Origin of the sequence: Citrobacter sp. Cpo126, from assembly GCF_030332445.1 — a bacterium.
Lineage (GTDB): Bacteria > Pseudomonadota > Gammaproteobacteria > Enterobacterales > Enterobacteriaceae > Citrobacter > Citrobacter portucalensis.
In genome coordinates this window covers 12,885-34,588 of sequence record NZ_JAOWHT010000038.1, presented here as the reverse complement: position 1 = coordinate 34,588, position 21,704 = coordinate 12,885, and the positions used below count along the sequence as shown (strand labels likewise).

Genomic DNA, 21,704 nt, shown 5'->3' with positions numbered 1-21,704 from the left:
TATCTCCCTTAATCAAACTTCATACGTGTGGCTTTCAGGTTCACAATCGCCAGCGCACCAACCAGCAGGAAGATCAGCGTGGCAATCGCCGCCGCCAGACCGAAGTCCTGACCACCGCCGCCTTCAAAGGCGATACGGTAGGTGTAGCTCACGAGCAGGTCGGTATAACCGGCTGGTGTGGTGGTACCAAGACGGTCCGGACCACCGTTGGTCAACAGCTGAATCAGCACGAAGTTGTTAAAGTTAAAGGCGAAGCTGGCGATCATCAGCGGCGTCAGCGGCTTAATCAGCAGCGGTAGCGTAATCTTAAAGAAGTTCTGGAACGGACCTGCGCCATCCATCGCCGAGGCTTCATACAGGTCGTCAGGAATCGCTTTCAGCAGACCCATGCACAGGATCATCATGTATGGATAACCGAGCCAGGTGTTGACGATAATAATCATCGAACGCGCGGTGGTTGGGTCGCTGAACCAGGCCGGTTTGATGCCAAACAGCGCGCTCAGCATCATGTTGATTTCACCAAAGCTCTGGTTGAATAAGCCCTTGAAAATCAGAATCGAGATAAACGACGGTACGGCATACGGAAGAATCAGCAGGACGCGGTAAATCGCTTTGCCTTTGAGAGACTCCCACTGTACGAGACAGGCCAGCACCATGCCCACGGCAACGGTCAAAATAACGGTCAGTACCGAGAAGACCACCGTCCAGACGAAGATGGCGAAGAACGGTTTCTGGATGCCCTCGTCGGTAAATACGCGGGTGAAGTTATCCCAGCCGATGGCAACGGTGTAGCCCGGGCTGAGTTTTTCGCTACCCCAGCTACCGTCAGCGTTAATCGCCTGATAATAACCAATATCGTTGTTGGCGCGGTATTTTACGCCGCTCTGGCTGTTGGTGAGCGTACCGTCTTCAGCTAGCGTATAGAGTGGCTGCGTGCCGGAAAACTGGCGCAGCGAACTCATGGTAACTTTGCTTTCATCCGGCAGGATGGCGGTCAATTGGGTAAGCGCCTGGCGATTCTGCGTGATGATACGCAGCGTTGCACGTTCGCCTGCCGGCAGCGCCTCGGCTTCTTTCAGTTGCAGTTTCTGCTCGCCGCCAAATTTAAAGGCGTCAGAAAGGTAATTCTTGCCGGTTTCACCGTCGGTGAGGGCCAGTTGCCACTCATCACCCGCCGGATACAGGCCAAAGTTGTAGGTTTTCCCAGCCTGGTACGAACGATCCATCAGGACTTCCTGAGCACGTTCAAATGTCAGCTGATTGGTACTGCTGTAGTTGGTAAAAGCAATGGCGATTGTACAAATCAGTGGAAACAGGACAAACAGCCCCATACCGGCAACGCCCGGGTAAACATAGCGCCAGGCATAGGCTTTACGGTTAGCGAAAATATACAGGCCAGCAGAGCTTAAAATCAGCGTCATGATGGCAAACAGGTACTCCCCCTGAGCGTACATCAAAACAACAAGGTAACCGACCAGCAGCCCAAGCAGACCCATCACTGACCATTTCAGCGTGCCGCTTTGCCACCAGTGTTTCTTTTTAATGACATCCATGGGGTTCAATCCTCAACAACAATGAAAACCTGTTGGTCAGCGTGCCTGATGACGCTGCGCTTATCAGGCCTACAGGGTATGTAGGCCGGATAAGGCATTTATGCCGCCATCCGGCACGTTCACAACTGCATTACTTGGTGATACGACCCTGCGCGTCTTTCAGTGCGGCATCGACGGTCTGACGGCCGCTGGCTGCGTTGATCACTGCGGTACGAACGGCATACCAGAATGCGGACATCTGTGGGATGTTCGGCATGATTTCGCCTTTCTGGGCGTTATCCATGGTGGCGGCGATACGTGGGTCTTTCGCTAACTGATCCTGGAAGGATTTCAGCGCAACGGCGCCCAGCGGTTTGTCCTTGTTCACTTCATCCAGACCCTGATCGGTCAGCAGGTAGTTTTCGAGGAACTCTTTCGCCAGTTCTTTGTTCGGGCTTGCGGCGTTGATACCGGCGCTCAGAACGCCAACAAACGGTTTAGACGCTTTGCCTTTGAAGGTTGGCAGCAGCGTGACGCCGTAGTTGATTTTGCTCTTATCGATGTTGGACCACGCCCACGGACCGTTGATGGTCATCGCGGTATCGCCTTTGTTAAAGGCCGCTTCGGCGATGGAGTAATCGGTATCCGCGTTCATGTGTTTGTTCTTGATCAGATCAACCAGGAAGGTCAGACCCGCTTTCGCGCCAGCGTTATCCACGCCAACATCTTTCACATCGTACTTACCGTTCTCAAACTTGAACGCGTAACCGCCGTCGGCGGCAATCAGCGGCCAGGTGAAGTACGGTTCTTGCAGGTTGAACATCAGCGCGGATTTACCTTTCGCCTTCAGCTCTTTATCCAGTGCAGGAATTTCTTCCCAGGTTTTCGGTGGATTTGGAACGAGGTCTTTGTTGTAAATCAGCGACAGCGCTTCAACCGCGATCGGGTAGGCAATCAGTTTGCCGTTATAGCGTACGGCATCCCAGGTGAACGGATAGAGCTTGTCCTGGAACGCTTTGTCAGGCGTGATTTCAGCCAGCAGGCCAGACTGAGCGTAGCCGCCAAAACGGTCATGTGCCCAGAAGATGATGTCCGGGCCGTCGCCGGTCGCGGCAACCTGCGGGAATTTCTCTTCCAGTTTGTCAGGGTGCTCAATAGTGACTTTGATCCCGGTGTCTTTCTCGAATTTTTTGCCCACTTCAGCGAGGCCGTTATAGCCTTTGTCGCCGTTAATCCAGATAACCAGCTTACCTTCTTCAATCTTGGCGAGAGCCGAGGCGGAAAACATCATCGTCGTTAATGCAGACAATGCGAGGATGCGTGCGCCAGTTTTGATTTTCATAGTTCCCATCCTGTTTGGTGATTTTGCAGAGGTGGCTTAACGGTTACTAGTTTCTTTATACGACAACCTCTTTCCATCCTCCTTACCCCTACGCCCCACCCGCTCTTTATGTGATCTGTGTTACATAAATGTGAGTATTGCGTACTGGCGCACATAAAAACCCACCGATTTTTGCAGGCTGCATCACGAAATTCCTCTGAGGCTGGTGGCCCGGGTCTCAGACGCTGCTCTCTCATCCTCCCGCCTCCTCCCCCATAAAAAAGCCGGGGGGTGGAGGATTCACGCAGTCAAGGGATCGCGCATAGTCAGCCCATCATGAATGTTGCTGTCGATGACAGGTTGTAACGAAGGGAGAAGGGCATGGCGAGCGTACAGCTACGAAATGTAACGAAAGCCTGGGGTGACGTGGTGGTATCGAAAGATATCAATCTCGACATTCACGAAGGGGAATTCGTGGTGTTTGTCGGACCGTCAGGCTGCGGTAAGTCGACCTTGCTGCGTATGATCGCTGGACTTGAAACCATCACCAGTGGCGACCTGTTTATCGGAGAGACCCGAATGAACGACATTCCGCCCGCCGAACGCGGTGTGGGCATGGTCTTTCAGTCCTACGCGTTGTATCCCCATTTGTCCGTCGCGGAGAACATGTCGTTCGGCCTCAAACTGGCCGGAGCGAAAAAAGAGGTGATGAACCAGCGGGTGAATCAGGTTGCGGAAGTTCTGCAACTGGCGCACCTGCTGGAGCGTAAACCGAAAGCGCTTTCCGGTGGACAACGTCAGCGTGTGGCGATTGGCCGTACGCTGGTCGCCGAACCGCGCGTATTCCTGCTGGACGAACCACTGTCGAACCTCGACGCCGCTCTGCGCGTGCAGATGCGTATTGAAATCTCCCGCCTGCATAAACGTCTTGGCCGCACGATGATTTACGTCACCCATGATCAGGTCGAAGCGATGACGCTGGCCGACAAAATTGTGGTGCTGGATGCCGGTCGCGTAGCGCAGGTTGGTAAGCCTCTGGAACTGTATCACTACCCGGCTGACCGCTTTGTGGCGGGCTTCATTGGTTCACCGAAGATGAACTTCCTGCCGGTGAAAGTCACGGCAACGGCGATTGATCAGGTGCAGGTTGAATTACCAAACCGCCAGCAAGTCTGGCTCCCGGTAGACAGCCATGCGGTACAGGTTGGCGCCAACATGTCTTTAGGTATCCGCCCGGAACATCTGCTGCCCAGCGATATCGCCGATGTCACCCTTGAAGGTGAAGTGCAGGTGGTCGAGCAGCTTGGTCACGAAACACAAATTCATATCCAGATCCCCGCCATCCGTCAAAACCTGGTTTACCGCCAGAACGACGTGGTGTTGGTAGAAGAGGGTGCCACTTTCGCTATCGGCCTGCCGCCAGAGCGTTGCCATCTGTTCCGTGAGGATGGCACTGCATGTCGTCGGTTGCACCAGGAGCCGGGCGTTTAAGGTGTCCCATTAAAAAAAACGCAAATCCGTCAAGGTGAAGCGTTCAAAGAAAAGCAATGATCTCAGGAGATAGAACGATGATTACTCTGCGCAAACTCCCTCTGGCGGTTGCTGTAGCAGCAGGCATTATGTCTGTTCAGGCAATGGCTGTGGATTTCCATGGTTATGCTCGTTCCGGCATTGGCTGGACAGGTAGCGGCGGTGAACAACAATGTTTCCAGGCAACAGGTGCACAAAGTAAATACCGTCTTGGTAACGAATGTGAAACCTATGCGGAAATTAAATTAGGTCAGGAAGTGTGGAAAGAGGGCGATAAGAGCTTCTACTTCGACACTAACGTTGCCTACTCCGTTGCACAGCAAAATGACTGGGAAGGGACTGACCCGGCCTTCCGTGAAGCCAACGTGCAGGGTAAAAACCTGATTGAATGGCTGCCAGGCTCCACTATCTGGGCCGGTAAGCGCTTCTATCAGCGTCATGACGTCCACATGATCGACTTCTACTACTGGGATATTTCAGGTCCTGGTGCTGGTATTGAAAACATCGATCTGGGCTTCGGTAAACTATCTCTGGCAGCAACCCGTTCTCAGGAAGCGGGCGGTTCATACGCGTTCAGCAGCCAGAATATCTATGACCGTACCAAGGACACCGCGAACGATGTATTTGACGTTCGTTTAGCGCAGATGGCTACTAACCCGGATGGTATGTTGGAGCTGGGCGTCGACTACGGTCGTGCTAACACCACCGACGACTACAGCCTGGCAGACGGCGCATCTAAAGACGGTTGGATGTTCACCGCTGAACATACCCAGAGCATGCTGAAGGGCTACAACAAGTTTGTGGTTCAGTACGCGACAGATTCTATGACCACTCAGGGCAAAGGCCTGTCTCAAGGTTCCTACGGCTCATCTAGCATTACTATTGATGGCGTGAACTATGCCAACAATGTTGTGAATAACAACGGTAGCCTGGTGCGCGTACTTGACCACGGCGCTATCTCTCTGGGCGACAAGTGGGACCTGATGTACGTCGGTATGTATCAGAATATCGATATGGATAACGACCTGGGGACCGAATGGTACACCGTCGGTATTCGTCCGATGTACAAATGGACGCCGATCATGAGCACCCTGATGGAAGTCGGCTACGACAACGTCAAATCTCAACAGACTGGCGATCGCAACAGCCAATACAAAATCACCCTGGCGCAACAGTGGCAGGCAGGCGACAGCATCTGGTCTCGTCCGGCAATCCGCGTCTTTGCAACCTATGCAAAATGGGATGAAGAGTGGGGCTACGTTAAAAATGGTAACAACGTATCTAAATACGCAGCTGCAACAAACTCTGGTATCAGCACCACCAGCCGTGGCGACAGCGATGAGTGGTCCTTCGGTGCTCAGATGGAAATCTGGTGGTAATTCAGCACTAACCTGACGTAAAGACCGAAAGAGGGGCGCAAGCCCCTCTTGATTACGGTTTAGCGCGCTATTGCCTGGCCACCGCTGAACCCATGCTATCTGAGGTGATAACAATGAAAATGAAGAAAAGTCTCGTTGCCCTTTGTTTATCTGCAGGGTTATTTGCCAGTGCGCCTGGCATCAGCCTGGCCGATGTAAATATTGTTCCGCAGAACACCACCGCGGCCCCGACTATTCCCACTGCGGCGCTGCAACAGTTAACCTGGACGCCGGTTGATCAATCTAAAACTCAGTCCACACAGCTTGCCAATGCAGGTCAGCGTTTAGATGTTGCTGGTATTACTGGCCCTGTAGCGGCCTATAGCGTACCGGCGAACATTGGCGAACTGACCCTGACGCTGTCCAGTGAAGTCAACAAACAAACCAGCGTATTTGCGCCAAACGTCTTAATTCTTGACCAAAACATGACGCCATCTGCGTTCTTCCCCAGCAGCTATTTCACCTACCAGGAGCCCGGCGTGATGAGTGCCGATCGTCTGGAAGGCGTAATGCGTCTGACGCCAGCGCTGGGCCAGCAAAAACTGTATGTTCTGGTCTTTACCACAGATAAAGATCTCCAGCAGACCACGACCCTGCTCGACCCGGCAAAAGCCTATGCCAAGGGGGTAGGTAACGCTGTTCCTGATATCCCTGACCCGATCGCGCGTCATACCACCGATGGTCTGCTGAAACTGAAAGTTAAAACCAGCTCCTCCTCCAGCGTGCTGGTCGGGCCGCTGTTTGGTTCTTCCGGCCCTGGCCCTGTTACGGTTGGTAATACCGCCGCGCCTGCAGTGGCTTACGCGGCTCCGGCGGCAGCCGTTGCTGCTCCGGCACCACAACCCGTGAAGAAAAGCGAGCCAATGCTGAACGACACGGAAAGCTATTTTAATCAGGCGATTAAGGATGCCGTGGCGAAAGGCGATGTTGATAAAGCGCTGAAGCTGCTTGATGAAGCGGAACGTCTGGGATCCAAATCTGCCCGATCCACCTTTATCAGCAGTGTAAAAGGCAAGGGGTAAACATCTCCCCACATTGTTGATTTTGCAACAACTGGTGCGTCTCCTGGCGCACCTTTTTTTATCCTTCGGTGCTAATTGTTACACTTATGTTGCCCTACCGATCACTTAATCGTGTTTGCTCACCCCGTAATGCCTTTTCTGCGATACAATGCCTTCAGGTTATAAATCGGAGAGTAAGGCATGCCACACCCTGCGTTAACGCAACTGCGGGCGCTACGTTATTTTGATGCGATCCCGGCGCTGGACGCCCAACTGCTCGACTGGTTGTTATTGGAAGATTCCATGACCAAACGTTTTGAGCAGCAGGGGAAAAAGGTCACCGTAACGTTGATTCGCGAAGAATTCGTTGGGCAAAATGAGGTGGCTGAAGAACTGACGCTGCTGCCTAAAGAGTCTCGTTATTGGTTACGTGAAATCCTGTTATGCGCGGATGGTGAACCCTGGCTTGCCGGACGGACTGTAGTGCCTGAATCAACCTTGTGCGGCCCTGAACTGGCCTTACAGAACCTGGGGAAAACCCCGCTCGGACGCTACCTGTTTACGTCATCGACATTGACCCGAGATTTTATTGAGATTGGCCGCGATGCAGCGCTGTGGGGGCGTCGTTCCCGCCTGCGGCTGAGCGGTAAGCCACTGATGCTTACCGAGCTTTTTCTGCCTGCGTCGCCGTTGTACTGAGAGGAAGATAAAGATGGAGTGGAGTCTGACGCAGAATAAGCTGCTGGCGTTTCACCGCTTGATGCGTACGGATAAGCCAATCGGCGCCTTACTGCTGCTCTGGCCTACGCTGTGGGCTCTGTGGGTGGCGACCCCAGGCGTGCCGCAACTGTGGATCCTGGCGGTTTTTGTCGCTGGCGTTTGGTTAATGCGCGCCGCCGGATGCGTGGTGAATGATTATGCCGACAGGAAATTTGACGGGCACGTCAAACGCACCGCGAATCGACCGCTGCCGAGCGGGGCTGTCACCGAGAAAGAAGCCCGAACGCTGTTTGTGGTACTGGTGCTGCTGGCCTTCCTGCTGGTTTTGACCCTCAACACGATGACCATTTTGTTGTCCGTTGCGGCATTAGCATTAGCGTGGGTTTACCCGTTTATGAAGCGCTATACGCATCTGCCGCAGGTGGTGCTGGGGGCGGCGTTTGGCTGGTCGATCCCGATGGCGTTCGCTGCCGTGAGTGAATCCGTACCGCTGAGCTGCTGGCTGATGTTCCTTGCGAATATTCTCTGGGCGGTGGCCTATGATACGCAGTACGCCATGGTTGACCGGGATGATGACCTGAAGATCGGCATTAAATCGACCGCGATCCTGTTCGGTCAGAACGACAAGCTGATTATTGGTATTTTGCAGGTAGGTGTGCTGGTGCTGATGGCGCTGGTGGGCTGGTTAAACGGGTTAGGACTGGGCTATTACTGGTCTCTGTTGGTGGCGGGCGCGCTGTTTGTCTATCAGCAGAAACTGATCGTCAACCGTGAACGTGATGCTTGCTTTAAAGCGTTTATGAACAATAACTACGTCGGTCTGGTGCTGTTCTTAGGTCTGGCAATGAGCTACTGGCATTTTTGATTTTGGCGTAGCCTGCAAAATAAAAAAACCGGTCATTTCGACCGGTTTTTTTATGCTTACTCGCCCTGAGTGGCGCTCTCGATGGTCAGACGCACATCCGACGTGACCAGTTCGGCCAGCATCTGATAGATCTTCATCGTCTCTTCCGGTTCGGCATCTCCGGTATCGCTGATGAATCCCTCGTCACGCAGCGTCAGCACCAGAGAGCTGAACACGGCTTTATCGAAGAATTCCGGCGCGTTAATGCCGTGCAGCACTGAGAGGCGTTGCGCCACGGTGCGGCTCTCTTTCTCCAGCGTGCCACGGTTGATGGACGGGTTCGCGCTCAGCAGCCAGAAGGTAATGGCGTAGCGCTGCAACGTCTCGCGAGCACCTGCGGCCAGCAGCTGTAGCGTGCGGGAGCGGGCTGGATTGATATGCAGTTCGTCATCGGTCAGGGTGATGAGTCCCTGGCGCTGCATTTCGCTGGCCAGTTCGTCAATCACTCCGGCAAGCTCATCACGCTCCCAGCGTAAGAACAGCTCCGCTTTCAGCATCGGGTACAGCGCATCAATATGCTGCTGCAACGCGGCGCGTGAAATACGACGATGCTGAGTCACAATGGCTGCCATCAACGAAGGCAGAACCAGCATATGCGCAATGTTATTGCGGTAGTAGGTCATCAATACCGCCTGCTCGCGCGGCAGAATAATGATGTCACCGATGGTGTCTTTCTCGACCTCAAACTTGTTCATCTGCAAGGCGTGGTCGATCAGTTCACTGGCGCTCTGTGCCGGCACAGTCGAATCCGCAGCATACGGCACATTGCGCAGCAGGCTCAGGTAGCAGTCGAGTTGTTCGGTCAGCTGTTCACGGGTCAGAGAGCGCTGGCGGGAGGCCAGTAAAGCAGTACAGCACAGGTTCATGGCATTGGCCGCGCCTGCGTTGTTAATGCGCACCATCAAATCGGCGGCAATGTTATTCACCGTCGGCGTCAGCCAGGCCGGGCGGATAGACTCGATAGGGTCAATAGATTCACGCCACTCCGGCACATGCTGGTTGAGGTAAGTCATCAATGGCATTGGTTCACCAAAGTTGACGTAGCCCTGACCCAGATTACGCAGCTTGCTTAAGCCACGCAGCATTTGCGGCAGACTTTCTTTCTCTTTCGTCGCGCCACGCAGCTCTTTTGCGTAGGTGCCCACTTCCATTACGTGCTCATAGCCGATGTAAATAGGAACGAGGGTAATCGGACGTGTACCGCCGCGCAGCATCGCCTGAATAGTCATCGACAGCGTGCCGGTTTTCGGGTCGAGCAGACGACCGGTACGTGAACGGCCCCCTTCGACAAAGTACTCAACCGAGTAACCACGGCTGAACAGCTCGCCCAGGTATTCACGGAATACGGTGGAATAGAGCTTGTTGCCCTTGAAGGTACGACGAATAAAGAACGCGCCCAGACGGCGGAAAATCGGACCCGCGGGCCAGAAGTTCAGGTTGATACCGGCTGCGATGTGCGGCGGCACCAGACCCTGATGGTACAGAACGTACGACAGCAGCATATAGTCCATATGGCTGCGGTGGCACGGAACGTACACGATTTCATGCCCATCATGCGCCAACTGGCGTACACGTTCAGCATTGTGAACGTTAATCCCCTGATACAGACGGTTCCAGGTAAAGCCCAGAATACGGTCCGTCAGACGAATCATTTCGTAGGAGAAGTTGGCGGCAATCTCTTCCATCAGCGCAATGGCATTTTGCTGCGCTTTTTCGTGGGAGATTTTTTTACTGCGCGCTTCATCTTCTACCGCACGAGCGATCGCTTTTGAAGCTAACAGCTTATTAAACAGATCCTGGCGGGCAGGGAGGCGCGGGCCGACAGCGGCCAGGCGCTGGCGAGCAAAGTGCATACGCGCCACGCGAGCCAGCTTCTGGGCGATGATCTTATCCGTACCGTGTTCATCCGCCATACGACGCAGAGAAACTGACGGGGAGAAGCGGACAAAACTGTCGCGACCCAGCCAGGACACCGCAAAGAATTTCTGTACGCCGTTTAGCATACGTAACGGCGGATTGACCTCGCCTTTCTCACGCCCTGGCGCACGGCCAAACATCACCGAAACCGGCACCATCTGCACATCCAGATCCGGATTGCTGCGATGCAAGTCGAGATAGTTGTGGAACAGCTTGATGGACTCTTCTTTCGGCGTGTAATAGGTGAATACACGCGGACCGCCGTGAATAAACACGTAGCGCGGTAACAGCGTTCCGTCTATCTCTAGTGGTTCCAGGGGATCGGGGAGGTCGTGCACCAGACATTGGGCACGCAGCGTCAGCAAGTCTGCTTTCGAATTGTACGGTAGGACGTACATAATGGGACGCGAAGTATCGAGTCCCAATTCCGGAGCAGGTTCTGCTGGAATAGACTTGCTTTTTACCAGGACGCTTAATGGTAAATTCAGTAATTTGTAGTAAATTCGTGGCCAGCCGGACATAAACGATGTAAAGCCTCTGGTTAATAATGCAAATGCGCTGCAAGGATATCAGAAAGTTTAGTGAATTTCTGTGGTATCCGGTCATACTTCGCGCTGCTTTGCCACACCCTGAACAAACGGGGTAACGTTACAATGACATTGACGCTAATAATGTAAAAAGGTTCTTTTTGATGGCCAATAATACCACTGGATTCACCCGAATTATCAAAGCTGCAGGTTATTCCTGGAAAGGTTTTCGCGCCGCATGGATTAATGAGGCGGCATTCCGTCAGGAAAGTGTTGCCGTCCTGCTGGGCGTCGCCATCGCCTGCTGGCTGGATGTTGATGCAATTACCCGCGTGTTGTTGATCGGTTCTGTGATGCTGGTGATGATCGTTGAAATCCTCAACAGTGCGATTGAAGCGGTAGTTGATCGTATTGGTTCTGAGTACCACGAACTTTCCGGTCGGGCGAAAGATATGGGGTCGGCTGCGGTATTGCTGTCTATTTTTGTCGCTCTAATCACCTGGGGCATCCTGTTGTGGTCGCATTTGCGATAAGGCTTCCACAACTGCATAAATCTCCTGTTTTTTGTGCAGTTTGCGGTTCCAAATTCGCCTTTAGCTGTATATACTCACAGCATAACTGTATATACACCCAGGGGGCGGAATGAAAGCGTTAACGGCCAGGCAACAAGAGGTGTTTGATCTCATTAGAGATCACATCAGCCAGACAGGTATGCCACCGACGCGTGCGGAGATCGCGCAGCGTTTGGGGTTCCGTTCCCCAAACGCAGCTGAAGAACACCTGAAAGCGCTGGCGCGTAAAGGTGTGCTGGAAATTGTATCCGGTGCATCGCGCGGTATTCGACTGTTGCAGGAAGAAGAAGAAGGGTTACCGCTTGTTGGTCGCGTGGCAGCCGGTGAGCCACTTCTGGCGCAGCAGCACATTGAAGGCCACTATCAGGTCGATCCTTCACTGTTCAAACCGAACGCCGATTTTCTGCTGCGCGTTAGCGGTATGTCGATGAAAGATATCGGGATTATGGACGGTGACTTACTCGCTGTGCATAAAACCCAGGACGTGCGTAACGGCCAGGTTGTTGTTGCCCGTATTGATGATGAAGTTACGGTTAAGCGTCTGAAAAAGCAGGGAAACAAGGTTGAACTCCTGCCAGAAAACAGCGAATTCAAACCTATCGTTGTCGACCTGCGCGAACAAAACTTCACTATTGAAGGGCTGGCAGTAGGCGTCATCCGTAACGGTGAATGGCTGTAATTTTCTGTTGAATCCCTGTAGGCCGGATAAGACGATGACGTCGCCATCCGGCAACGTGCCCGGTAGCGCTGCGCTTGCCGGGCCTGCATCACATTATCCAGTACGTCTAACTTCTTCTCAGGCCCTCCTGTATGCCTTTCTTTACCTCTTCTGATAAAGCACTCTGGCACCTCGCCTTACCGATGATCTTCTCCAATATCACTGTTCCCCTGCTGGGACTGGTGGATACCGCGGTGATTGGTCATCTGGATAGTCCGGTCTATCTTGGCGGTGTTGCGGTTGGTGCTACGGCAACCAGTTTTCTTTTTATGCTGCTGCTTTTTTTGCGCATGAGCACCACCGGTCTTACCGCCCAGGCATTTGGTGCGAAAAATCCGCAGGCGCTGGCGCGCGCACTGGTGCAGCCGCTCATGCTGGCGCTGGGAGCGGGGTTGCTTATCGCACTGTTTCGTACGCCGATTATCGATCTGGCTCTGCACATTGTTGGCGGAAGTGAAGCGGTACTGGAGCAGGCCCGACGTTTCCTCGAAATTCGTTGGTTAAGCGCACCCGCCTCGCTGGCGAATCTGGTGCTGCTCGGCTGGCTGCTTGGCGTTCAGTATGCGCGTGCGCCGGTTATCTTGTTGATTGTCGGTAATATTCTCAACATTGTGCTCGATATATGGCTGGTGATGGGCCTGCATATGAACGTGCAAGGTGCGGCACTGGCAACGGTGATTGCTGAATATGCCACCTTGCTGATCGGCCTGATGATGGTGCGCAAAGTCCTGCATATGCGCGGAATTTCGCTGGCAATGCTGAAGCAGGCGTGGCGTGGCAATTTCCGCCGTTTGCTGGCGCTTAACCGTGACATCATGTTGCGCTCGCTACTGCTGCAGCTCTGTTTTGGCGCAATCACGGTGCTGGGTGCGCGTCTGGGAGGCGATATCATTGCGGTTAATGCCGTTCTGATGACCCTGTTAACCTTTACCGCCTACGCGCTGGATGGATTTGCCTATGCCGTGGAAGCGCATTCGGGCCAGGCCTATGGGGCGCGAGACGGTAGCCAGTTGCTGGACGTCTGGCGGGCGGCCTGCCGACAGTCCGGTATTGTGGCTATTTTGTTTTCGCTGGTTTATGCCCTGTTTGGCGAGCAGATTGTTGCGCTGCTGACCTCGCTGTCGCAGATCCAACAGCTGGCCGATCGCTATCTTTTCTGGCAGGTGGTGTTACCGCTGGTGGGTGTCTGGTGTTATCTGCTCGACGGAATGTTTATTGGCGCGACGCGCGCGGCAGAAATGCGCAACAGTATGGCCGTTGCTGCCACAGGATTCGCATTAACGCTGCTGACTTTGCCGTGGCTGGGAAACCATGGCTTGTGGTTGGCGTTAACCGTTTTCCTGGCGTTGCGCGGGCTTTCACTGGCCTTTATCTGGCGACGTCACTGGCGTAATGGAACCTGGTTTGCCTGAGCGGGATGGTTAAAAATTCCGAATAGTAAATAAAATCCGGAATCACTGACTACACTTATTCTCACGTCCAGCAAAAACAGCATGTGTCTGGGCATGGCACTCTCGCTATTCACAACCTAACGATGAGGACTTGATGATGAATAAAGACGAAGTCGGCGGCAACTGGAAGCAGTTTAAAGGTAAAGTGAAAGAGCAATGGGGCAAACTGACCGATGATGATATGACGGTCATTGAAGGTAAACGTGACCAACTGGTCGGTAAAGTCCAGGAGCGTTACGGTTACGCGAAAGATCAGGCGGAGAAAGAAGTTAACGATTGGGAAAAACGTAATGATTACCGCTGGTAATTAACCCTTCCCTCCTGAGAGTACAAGGATGTACGCTCTCCCGCTTACCTAGCGCCCAACTTTCTTCTTCACCTGAATCGTATGGTCATGCTGGCACTCGCCAGGATGGCGGCAAGATTCAACTTCTACACAGGCCGGACACAGCCCGTGGGCTTCAATAACGTTATGCCGCAGTGCAAAGCCCATTTTTGCCGCCAGCGTATGCATAATGTCTTCCACGCCTTCCGCACACTCTTCTTTTACCACGCCACAGCGGTCGCAAATGAACATTGCAGAACTGTGGGTTGGCTGATCGAACAGATGACAAAGCACATAGCTGTTGGTGGATTCCACCTTGTGCACGAAACCTTGTTCCAGCAGAAAATCGAGCGCACGATAGACGGTAGGTGGTTTAGCCTGTGGCTCAGTTTCCCGCAACAGGTCGAGCAGGTCATAGGCGCTGATCGCACCTTCCTGCAGGCTCATCAGGCGCAGTACTTCGAGGCGTTGTGGCGTAAGCCGCACGTTGCGTTGCGCGCAGAGTTTTTCAGCTTGAGCCAATAACTCTTGCGTAGTGGTTTTGTCCATTTGGCGCCTCGATTTGCGTGGAAGGTTAATCCCTTACTTTAACATGTTCTGCTTAAAACGCCGAGATCCACCGTGGTGTGCTATACCTGACGCATCGCAATACTGGAAAATAACCATGAAAAGACCCGATTGTATTCGCCACTGGCGTGAGGTTGAGGGGGCTGATGACTCCACTTATCCTGACAGCGATGAGCTATTTGCTATTGGCGCGCCGCTTGCCCGCAAGTTGGGGTTAGGACGACTCGGCATTCATCATGAACGCCTGCCGCCGGGTCGGCGTACCTCGTACCCGCACGCCGAAAGCGATGAGGAAGAATTTATCTACGTGCTGGAAGGTTATCCTGAGGCCTGGATTAACGGGTATTTATGGAAGCTGGAACCGGGCGACAGCGTCGGTTTCCCGGCAGGTACAGGCGTGTGCCATACCTTTATCAATAACACCAGTGAAGAGGTGCGCCTGTTAGTCGTGGGTGAGGCGAACAAAAAATACAACCGCATTTATTATCCGCTTAACCCGGTCTATGCCGCTACACGTGAGGATCGCTGGGTCGACCATCCGCCGCAGTTTTTTGGATCTCACGACGGAAAACCGGGGCGTAAATAGCTTTTGTTTAGGGTCAGGGGGAGTGAGCCGCGAGGATGTGGCTCACTATCGTAACGGTCTATGCTATAGTAGCGCCCCTTTTTTAACCGGATGCTTGAATATTCGCCATGCTGCCTGAATCTCAGTCTACCGCTTTTCCCGCTCATCGTTTTTCTATCGCGCCGATGCTCGACTGGACGGACAGACACTGCCGCTACTTTTTGCGCTTACTGTCCAGCCAGACGCTGCTCTATACGGAGATGGTAACCACTGGGGCAATCATTCATGGTAAAGGCGATTATCTGGCGTATAGCGAAGAAGAACATCCGGTCGCATTACAACTGGGTGGGAGCGATCCTGCGGCGCTGGCGCAGTGCGCAAAGCTCGCTGAACAGCGGGGCTATGACGAAATCAATCTCAACGTGGGTTGTCCTTCCGACCGCGTACAGAATGGCATGTTTGGCGCCTGCCTGATGGGGAATGCGCAACTGGTCGCCGATTGCGTCAAAGCAATGCGCGACGTGGTGTCGATTCCGGTAACGGTGAAAACTCGTATCGGCATTGATGACCAGGACAGCTACGAATTCCTCTGCGATTTCATCAACACGGTATCTGGCAAAGGCGAATGTGAGATGTTTATCATTCACGCCCGCAAGGCCTGGCTGTCCGGGTTAAGCCCGAAAGAAAACCGCGAAATTCCACCGCTGGATTATGACCGTGTTTATCAGTTAAAGCGTGATTTTCCGCATCTGACGATGTCGATCAACGGCGGCATTAAATCGTTGGAAGAAGCGAAAATTCATCTGCAACATATGGATGGCGTGATGGTGGGGCGTGAGGCGTATCAAAACCCAGGCATTCTGGCGTCCGTTGACCGCGAGATTTTTGCAGCTACCACCGAAGATACCGATCCAGTCGCCGTGGTGCGTGCCATGTACCCGTATATTGAGCGTGAACTGAGTAAGGGAACCTATTTGGGACATGTGACACGCCATATGTTGGGGCTGTTTCAGGGCATCCCTGGTGCCCGTCAGTGGCGTCGCTATCTGAGCGAGAATGCACATAAAGCCGGGGCAGATATTAACGTTCTGGAGCATGCGCTGAAGCTAGTGGCAGACAAGCGTTAAGTTTTCACCAAAAGTTAGTTAATTTCACCACGCCCTGCGCTTTGTCGCGGGGCGTTTTCTTTATAAATCAACGCATTATTTTTGGCATGTTTCTTGTAAAGCAATGGAGAGAATTTCATTTCGGGAGAGAGCCATGCTGGAACTACTTTTTGTGATTGGATTTTTTATCATGCTGATGGTCACCGGCGTATCTTTGCTGGGCGTTCTGGCTGCATTGGTCGTAGCCACCGCCGTGATGTTTCTGGGCGGACTATTTGCCTTGATGATTAAACTGTTGCCCTGGCTGCTACTGGCTGTTGCCGTGGTGTGGGTGATCAAGGCGATAAAAGCGCCAAAAGTCCCACAGTATCAGCGCAATAACCGCCGGTTTTACTAAGGTATTGAGCGGTACGTCACAACCTGCAACATTGCCTTTAGAACCAAATAGGAATTGATTATCAAATCTGTCACTATTGCCAGGTTAACGAATTCATCGAGCTGTACCCTACATACAGCCGAACTAAAAAAAGAAAGGGCTTCCTGCGGGAAGCCCTAATTCTTTCTTTCCCCGTCATCTTAAGGAATTAGCAAACTCGATCCCTGCGTGGCGCGGCTTTCCAGTACTTCATGAGCACGCTGTGCATCGTGCAGTGCGAACGTTTGACCAGGCGCGACATCCACTTTGATCACTCCGCTGGCAATCAGCGAGAAAAGCTCATTGCTGGCTTCGGTTAATTCGCGGTGATTGGTGATGTAACCCTGTAGAGAAGGACGGGTCACGTATAGCGAACCTTTCTGGTTCAGAATGCCTAAGTTCACGCCAGTAACCGGCCCGGAAGCATTACCAAAGCTGACCATTAGTCCCCGGCGCTGCAAACAATCCAGCGAGGCTTCCCAGGTATCTTTCCCCACTGAGTCATACACCACCCGCACTTTTTTACCGCCAGTTACCTCTTTCACTCGCTCAACAATGCTCTCTTCACGATAGTTAATGACCTGCCATGCGCCAGCCTGCAGCGCAATTTGCGCTTTTTGCGCACTGCCGACGGTACCAATCAGCTTCGCACCCAATGCTTTTGCCCACTGGCAGGCAATCATGCCGACGCCGCCCGCAGCCGCATGGAACAAAAACGGCTCATCAGGTTGAATTTCATAGGTTTTACGTAACAGATAAAAAACGGTTAGCCCTTTAAGAAACGAGGCGGCAGCTTGTTCAAACGAGATAGCGTTAGGCAGGATGGCGGCTTTATCGGCCGGAACGTTATGCACTGAGCTGTAGGCGCCAAGAGCAGACTGGGCGTACACCACGCGATCGCCAGCTTTAATGTGTGTCACTTTGCTGCCAACTTTGCTGACTACGCCGGCGGCTTCGGTACCCAGCCCGCTGGGCAGGGAAGGCGGTGGATAAAGACCACTGCGGATGTAGGTGTCGATATAGTTGATCCCAATCGCTTTGTTCTCGACCTGGATTTCGTTTTCCGCCGGGTCTACGGGCGTAAACTCCACCGCCTTGAGTACATCAGGGCCACCATGCTTGTGAAATTCAATACGTGTTGCCATGCTTCCTCCAAAAGAAATGTGGTAATCTTTCGACCCAATCATTATCTCGGTAACTCCATTCACTATGGCAGGAAATAAACCCTTCAACAAACAACAGACTGATGCTCGTGAGCGCGATCCCCAGGTCGCCGGGCTGAAAGTACCGCCGCACTCGATTGAAGCGGAACAGTCGGTGTTGGGCGGTTTAATGCTGGATAACGAACGCTGGGACGATGTCGCCGAGCGTGTGGTGGCGGAAGATTTTTATACCCGTCCGCACCGGCATATCTTCACGGAAATGCATCGCCTGCAGGAGATGGGAAAACCCATCGATCTGATCACACTGGCAGAGTCGCTGGAAGTTCAGGGACAACTGGACAGCGTCGGCGGTTTTGCTTACCTGGCTGAGTTGTCTAAAAACACGCCAAGTGCGGCGAACATTAGCGCTTATGCGGATATCGTCCGCGAACGCGCCGTTGTTCGTGACATGATTTCAGTTGCGAACGAAATCGCGGAAGCCGGTTTTGATCCGCAAGGGCGCTCCAGTGAAGATCTGTTGGACCTTGCAGAATCCCGTGTCTTTAAAATCGCGGAAAGCCGCGCTAATAAAGACGAAGGCCCGAAAAATATTACGGATGTGCTCGACGCCACCGTCGCGCGTATCGAGCAGCTGTTCCAGCAACCGCACGACGGCGTCACCGGGGTGAACACCGGTTATGACGACCTCAATAAAAAGACTGCTGGTTTGCAGCCGTCAGACTTAATTATTGTCGCCGCGCGTCCGTCGATGGGTAAAACGACATTTGCAATGAACCTCGTTGAAAATGCGGCGATGTTGCAGGATAAGCCGGTTCTTATCTTTAGTCTTGAAATGCCCTCAGAACAGATCATGATGCGTTCCCTGGCCTCGCTCTCACGCGTAGACCAAACTAAAATCCGTACCGGTCAACTGGATGATGAGGACTGGGCGCGAATTTCCGGAACAATGGGTATTTTGCTGGAGAAACGAAACATCTATATTGATGACTCTTCCGGCCTGACGCCAACGGAAGTGCGTTCGCGTGCCCGTCGTATCGCCCGTGAACACGGCGGTATCGGACTTATCATGATCGACTACCTGCAGCTGATGCGCGTGCCGTCGCTTTCCGACAACCGTACGCTGGAAATTGCTGAAATTTCCCGCTCGCTGAAAGCGTTAGCGAAAGAACTGCATGTACCGGTGGTGGCGCTGTCGCAGCTTAACCGCTCTCTGGAACAACGTGCCGACAAGCGTCCGGTCAACTCGGATCTGCGTGAGTCTGGCTCCATCGAGCAGGATGCCGACTTAATCATGTTTATCTATCGTGATGAGGTTTATCACGAAAACAGCGACCTGAAAGGGATCGCAGAAATCATTATTGGTAAGCAACGTAACGGCCCGATCGGTACGGTGCGCCTGACGTTTAACGGTCAGTGGTCGCGCTTTGACAACTATGCCGGTCCTCAATATGACGATGAGTAATTTCTAAGGAATACAAATGCAAGCGGCAACTGTAGTCATTAACCGCCGCGCTCTGCGACACAACCTGCAACGTCTGCGTGAACTGGCTCCAGCCAGCAAACTGGTTGCGGTCGTGAAAGCGAACGCCTACGGCCATGGTCTGTTAGAGACCGCGCGAACGCTCCCCGATGCGGACGCTTTTGGTGTCGCTCGTCTTGAAGAAGCCCTGCGCTTGCGAGCGGGAGGGATCACGCAGCCCATCCTGCTGCTGGAGGGATTTTTTGATGCCTCCGATCTGCCGACTATTTCCGCGCAGCGCCTGCATACTGCCGTCCACAACCAGGAGCAGCTCGAAGCTCTGGAAGCCGCTAAACTGGCTGAACCCGTTACCGTCTGGATGAAGCTCGATACCGGTATGCATCGCCTGGGCGTACGCCCTGAGCAGGCCGAGGCGTTTTATCAGCGCTTAACACAGTGTGAAAACGTGCGCCAGCCGGTCAATATCGTCAGCCACTTTGCTCGTGCGGATGAGCCTGAGTGTGGCGCGACCGAAAAACAGCTCGATATCTTCAACAGTTTTTGTGAAGGCAAACCGGGGCAGCGTTCGATTGCCGCGTCGGGTGGTATTTTGCTGTGGCCGCAGTCTCACTTCGACTGGGCGCGTCCGGGGCTGATTCTGTACGGTGTATCACCGCTGGAAAACCACTCTATCGGCGCTGATTTTGGCTGCCAGCCGGTAATGTCGCTAACCTCCAGCCTGATTGCGGTGCGTGAGCACAAAGCGGGCGAACCGGTCGGCTATGGCGGTACCTGGCAGAGCGAGCGCGACACGCGTTTAGGCGTGGTGGCGATGGGGTATGGTGATGGTTACCCGCGTGCGGCGCCGTCTGGAACACCGGTGCTGGTCAATGGCCGTGAAGTGCCAATCGTCGGTCGCGTTGCGATGGATATGATCTGCGTCGATTTAGGCCCCGAAGCGCAGGATAAAGCCGGCGATTCGGTGATTCTGTGGGGCGAGGGCTTGCCCGTTGAACGCATTGCTGAAATGACGAAAGTAAGTGCTTACGAACTTATTACGCGCCTGACCTCAAGGGTAGCGATGAAGTATATCGATTAGCAGCATGATGTGCCGGACAGGTGGTTACGCCGCCTTCCGGCAATATTCCTCTCAACATCCTCTCGATCTTCTCCCACTTCCGGTTTATTGTGTTCGTAACCCCTGCCTGTAAACCCGGAGAACCACACGTGTTTCAAAAAGTTGACGCCTACGCCGGCGACCCGATCTTATCGCTCATGGAGCGCTTCAAAGAAGATTCACGTAGCGACAAAGTGAATCTCAGCATCGGCCTGTATTACAACGAAGACGGCATTATTCCTCAGCTTAAAGCTGTGGCGGAAGCGGAAGCCCGCCTCAATGCCAAACCGCATGGCGCTTCGCTGTATCTGCCGATGGAAGGTCTGAACACGTATCGTCATACTATTGCGCCGCTGCTATTTGGCGCAGAACATCCGGTTCTCCAGCAGCAGCGCGTCGCAACCATTCAGACGCTGGGCGGCTCTGGTGCGTTAAAGGTTGGCGCAGACTTCCTGAAACGTTATTTCCCTGATTCTGGCGTGTGGGTCAGCGATCCGACCTGGGAAAACCATATCGCGATTTTTGAAGGTGCCGGATTCGAAGTAAGCACTTACCCATGGTATGACGACACGACCAACGGTGTGCGTTTCAACGACCTGCTGGCAACGCTGAATACCCTACCGGCGCGCAGCATCGTGCTGCTACATCCGTGCTGCCATAACCCGACAGGGGCGGATTTAAGGCCTACGCAGTGGGATAGCGTTATTGAGATCCTGAAAGCACGCGATCTGATCCCGTTCCTGGATATTGCTTACCAGGGCTTTGGTGGTGGAATGGAAGACGACGCCTATGCGATTCGCGCCATTGCCAGCGCCGGATTGCCCGCTCTGGTCAGTAACTCATTCTCGAAGATTTTCTCCTTATACGGCGAGCGTGTCGGCGGACTGTCAGTGGTATGTGAAGACGCTGAAGCCGCTAGCCGCGTGCTGGGGCAGCTAAAAGCGACGGTGCGTCGAAACTACTCCAGCCCGCCAAACTTTGGTGCGCAGGTAGTTGCCGCGGTACTGGGTGATGACGCGCTGAAAGCCAATTGGCTGGCGGAAGTTGAAGAGATGCGTACCCGCATTCTGGCGATGCGCCAGGAGTTGGTTAACGTATTGAATACGGAGATCCCAGGCCGTAACTTTGACTACCTGCTGCAACAGCGCGGGATGTTCAGCTATACCGGGCTTAGCGCAGCCCAGGTTGATCGTCTGCGCGATGAGTTCGGTGTATACCTGATCGCCAGTGGTCGCATGTGCGTGGCCGGGTTGAATCACGGTAACGTGCAGCGCGTGGCGAAGGCATTTGCCGCCGTCATGTAACCGACTTTGCAGGCCTGATAAGCGTCGCGCCATCAGGCCTGTTTTCCAATGTGATCGTGCTCCTTTTCCAGG

General features: G+C 53.5%; 20 protein-coding genes. 15 read left to right on the top strand and 5 right to left on the bottom strand.

Annotation, left to right across the window (positions count from 1 at the left end; all coding sequences use genetic code 11):
* Window positions 1-8: 8 nt before the first annotated feature.
* Window positions 9-1,553: a maltose ABC transporter permease MalF gene (gene malF, locus OGY17_RS18090; RefSeq protein WP_008786914.1), complete on the bottom strand. Its 1,545-nt coding sequence runs from the start codon at window positions 1,551-1,553 to the stop codon at window positions 9-11.
* A 130-nt stretch (window positions 1,554-1,683) separates the two neighbouring features.
* Window positions 1,684-2,874 carry a maltose/maltodextrin ABC transporter substrate-binding protein MalE gene (gene malE, locus OGY17_RS18085; RefSeq protein WP_003031680.1) on the bottom strand — a complete coding sequence of 397 codons (1,191 nt, stop codon included), beginning with the start codon at window positions 2,872-2,874 and terminating at the stop codon, window positions 1,684-1,686.
* Window positions 2,875-3,234: 360 nt separating this feature from the next.
* Here malE and malK point away from each other — a divergent pair, with 360 nt between their 5' ends.
* The 5 genes from malK (at window position 3,235) to ubiA (ending at window position 8,387) form a co-directional block, all read left to right on the top strand.
* On the top strand, window positions 3,235-4,344 hold the full coding sequence (malK, locus tag OGY17_RS18080; protein ID WP_008786916.1) for a maltose/maltodextrin ABC transporter ATP-binding protein MalK: 1,110 nt from the start codon (window positions 3,235-3,237) through the stop codon (window positions 4,342-4,344).
* 77 nt (window positions 4,345-4,421) lie between these two features.
* Window positions 4,422-5,762, top strand: coding sequence for a maltoporin (locus tag OGY17_RS18075; RefSeq protein WP_020996090.1), 1,341 nt, complete (start codon window positions 4,422-4,424; stop codon window positions 5,760-5,762).
* Window positions 5,763-5,875: 113 nt separating this feature from the next.
* Window positions 5,876-6,823: a maltose operon protein MalM gene (malM, locus tag OGY17_RS18070; protein WP_008786918.1), complete on the top strand. Its 948-nt coding sequence runs from the start codon at window positions 5,876-5,878 to the stop codon at window positions 6,821-6,823.
* A gap of 180 nt (window positions 6,824-7,003) precedes the next feature.
* Entirely contained in the window at window positions 7,004-7,501 is a 498-nt protein-coding gene (ubiC, locus tag OGY17_RS18065) for a chorismate lyase (RefSeq protein WP_003826587.1), read from the top strand.
* A 13-nt stretch (window positions 7,502-7,514) separates the two neighbouring features.
* On the top strand, window positions 7,515-8,387 hold the full coding sequence (gene ubiA, locus OGY17_RS18060) for a 4-hydroxybenzoate octaprenyltransferase (protein WP_286607962.1): 873 nt from the start codon (window positions 7,515-7,517) through the stop codon (window positions 8,385-8,387).
* A 56-nt stretch (window positions 8,388-8,443) separates the two neighbouring features.
* Here the strand turns inward: ubiA and plsB are convergent, their stop codons facing one another.
* Entirely contained in the window at window positions 8,444-10,864 is a 2,421-nt protein-coding gene (gene plsB, locus OGY17_RS18055) for a glycerol-3-phosphate 1-O-acyltransferase PlsB (RefSeq protein WP_008786919.1), read from the bottom strand.
* A gap of 170 nt (window positions 10,865-11,034) precedes the next feature.
* Between plsB and OGY17_RS18050 the strand changes: the two genes are divergently transcribed.
* From OGY17_RS18050 to OGY17_RS18035, 4 genes are all read left to right on the top strand, one after another.
* Entirely contained in the window at window positions 11,035-11,403 is a 369-nt protein-coding gene (locus OGY17_RS18050; RefSeq protein WP_003826594.1) for a diacylglycerol kinase, read from the top strand.
* Window positions 11,404-11,512: 109 nt separating this feature from the next.
* The gene (gene lexA, locus OGY17_RS18045) at window positions 11,513-12,121 is read left to right on the top strand and encodes a transcriptional repressor LexA (protein ID WP_003826596.1); all 609 of its coding nucleotides are present in this window, start codon (window positions 11,513-11,515) and stop codon (window positions 12,119-12,121) included.
* Window positions 12,122-12,252: 131 nt separating this feature from the next.
* Window positions 12,253-13,572, top strand: coding sequence for an MATE family efflux transporter DinF (gene dinF, locus OGY17_RS18040; protein WP_008786920.1), 1,320 nt, complete (start codon window positions 12,253-12,255; stop codon window positions 13,570-13,572).
* A gap of 136 nt (window positions 13,573-13,708) precedes the next feature.
* Window positions 13,709-13,918, top strand: coding sequence for a CsbD family protein (locus OGY17_RS18035; RefSeq protein ID WP_003031706.1), 210 nt, complete (start codon window positions 13,709-13,711; stop codon window positions 13,916-13,918).
* 48 nt (window positions 13,919-13,966) lie between these two features.
* Here OGY17_RS18035 and zur read toward each other — a convergent pair whose 3' ends face one another.
* A complete protein-coding gene (gene zur / locus OGY17_RS18030) occupies window positions 13,967-14,485 on the bottom strand; it encodes a zinc uptake transcriptional repressor Zur (RefSeq protein WP_003031709.1) in 519 nt (172 codons plus the stop codon).
* Window positions 14,486-14,600: 115 nt separating this feature from the next.
* Between zur and OGY17_RS18025 the strand changes: the two genes are divergently transcribed.
* The 3 genes from OGY17_RS18025 (at window position 14,601) to pspG (ending at window position 16,571) form a co-directional block, all read left to right on the top strand.
* A complete protein-coding gene (locus OGY17_RS18025) occupies window positions 14,601-15,089 on the top strand; it encodes a cupin domain-containing protein (RefSeq protein WP_003031710.1) in 489 nt (162 codons plus the stop codon).
* A gap of 107 nt (window positions 15,090-15,196) precedes the next feature.
* A complete protein-coding gene (dusA, locus tag OGY17_RS18020) occupies window positions 15,197-16,195 on the top strand; it encodes a tRNA dihydrouridine(20/20a) synthase DusA (RefSeq protein WP_020996089.1) in 999 nt (332 codons plus the stop codon).
* A gap of 133 nt (window positions 16,196-16,328) precedes the next feature.
* Window positions 16,329-16,571 carry an envelope stress response protein PspG gene (pspG, locus tag OGY17_RS18015; RefSeq protein WP_003031713.1) on the top strand — a complete coding sequence of 81 codons (243 nt, stop codon included), beginning with the start codon at window positions 16,329-16,331 and terminating at the stop codon, window positions 16,569-16,571.
* 179 nt (window positions 16,572-16,750) lie between these two features.
* Here pspG and OGY17_RS18010 read toward each other — a convergent pair whose 3' ends face one another.
* Window positions 16,751-17,734, bottom strand: a complete 984-nt coding sequence (locus OGY17_RS18010) for a quinone oxidoreductase (RefSeq protein WP_008786924.1) — start codon at window positions 17,732-17,734, stop codon at window positions 16,751-16,753.
* A 64-nt stretch (window positions 17,735-17,798) separates the two neighbouring features.
* Here OGY17_RS18010 and dnaB point away from each other — a divergent pair, with 64 nt between their 5' ends.
* The 3 genes from dnaB to tyrB all read left to right on the top strand — a co-directional run bounded on the left by dnaB (window position 17,799) and on the right by tyrB (window position 21,632).
* A complete protein-coding gene (gene dnaB, locus OGY17_RS18005) occupies window positions 17,799-19,214 on the top strand; it encodes a replicative DNA helicase (RefSeq protein WP_003826610.1) in 1,416 nt (471 codons plus the stop codon).
* Between the two features lie 16 nt (window positions 19,215-19,230).
* Window positions 19,231-20,310 (top strand): alanine racemase, encoded by a 1,080-nt coding sequence (gene alr / locus OGY17_RS18000; protein WP_008786925.1) that lies wholly within the window; start codon window positions 19,231-19,233, stop codon window positions 20,308-20,310.
* A gap of 128 nt (window positions 20,311-20,438) precedes the next feature.
* Window positions 20,439-21,632: an aromatic amino acid transaminase gene (gene tyrB, locus OGY17_RS17995; RefSeq protein ID WP_008786926.1), complete on the top strand. Its 1,194-nt coding sequence runs from the start codon at window positions 20,439-20,441 to the stop codon at window positions 21,630-21,632.
* Window positions 21,633-21,704: the final 72 nt, after the last annotated feature.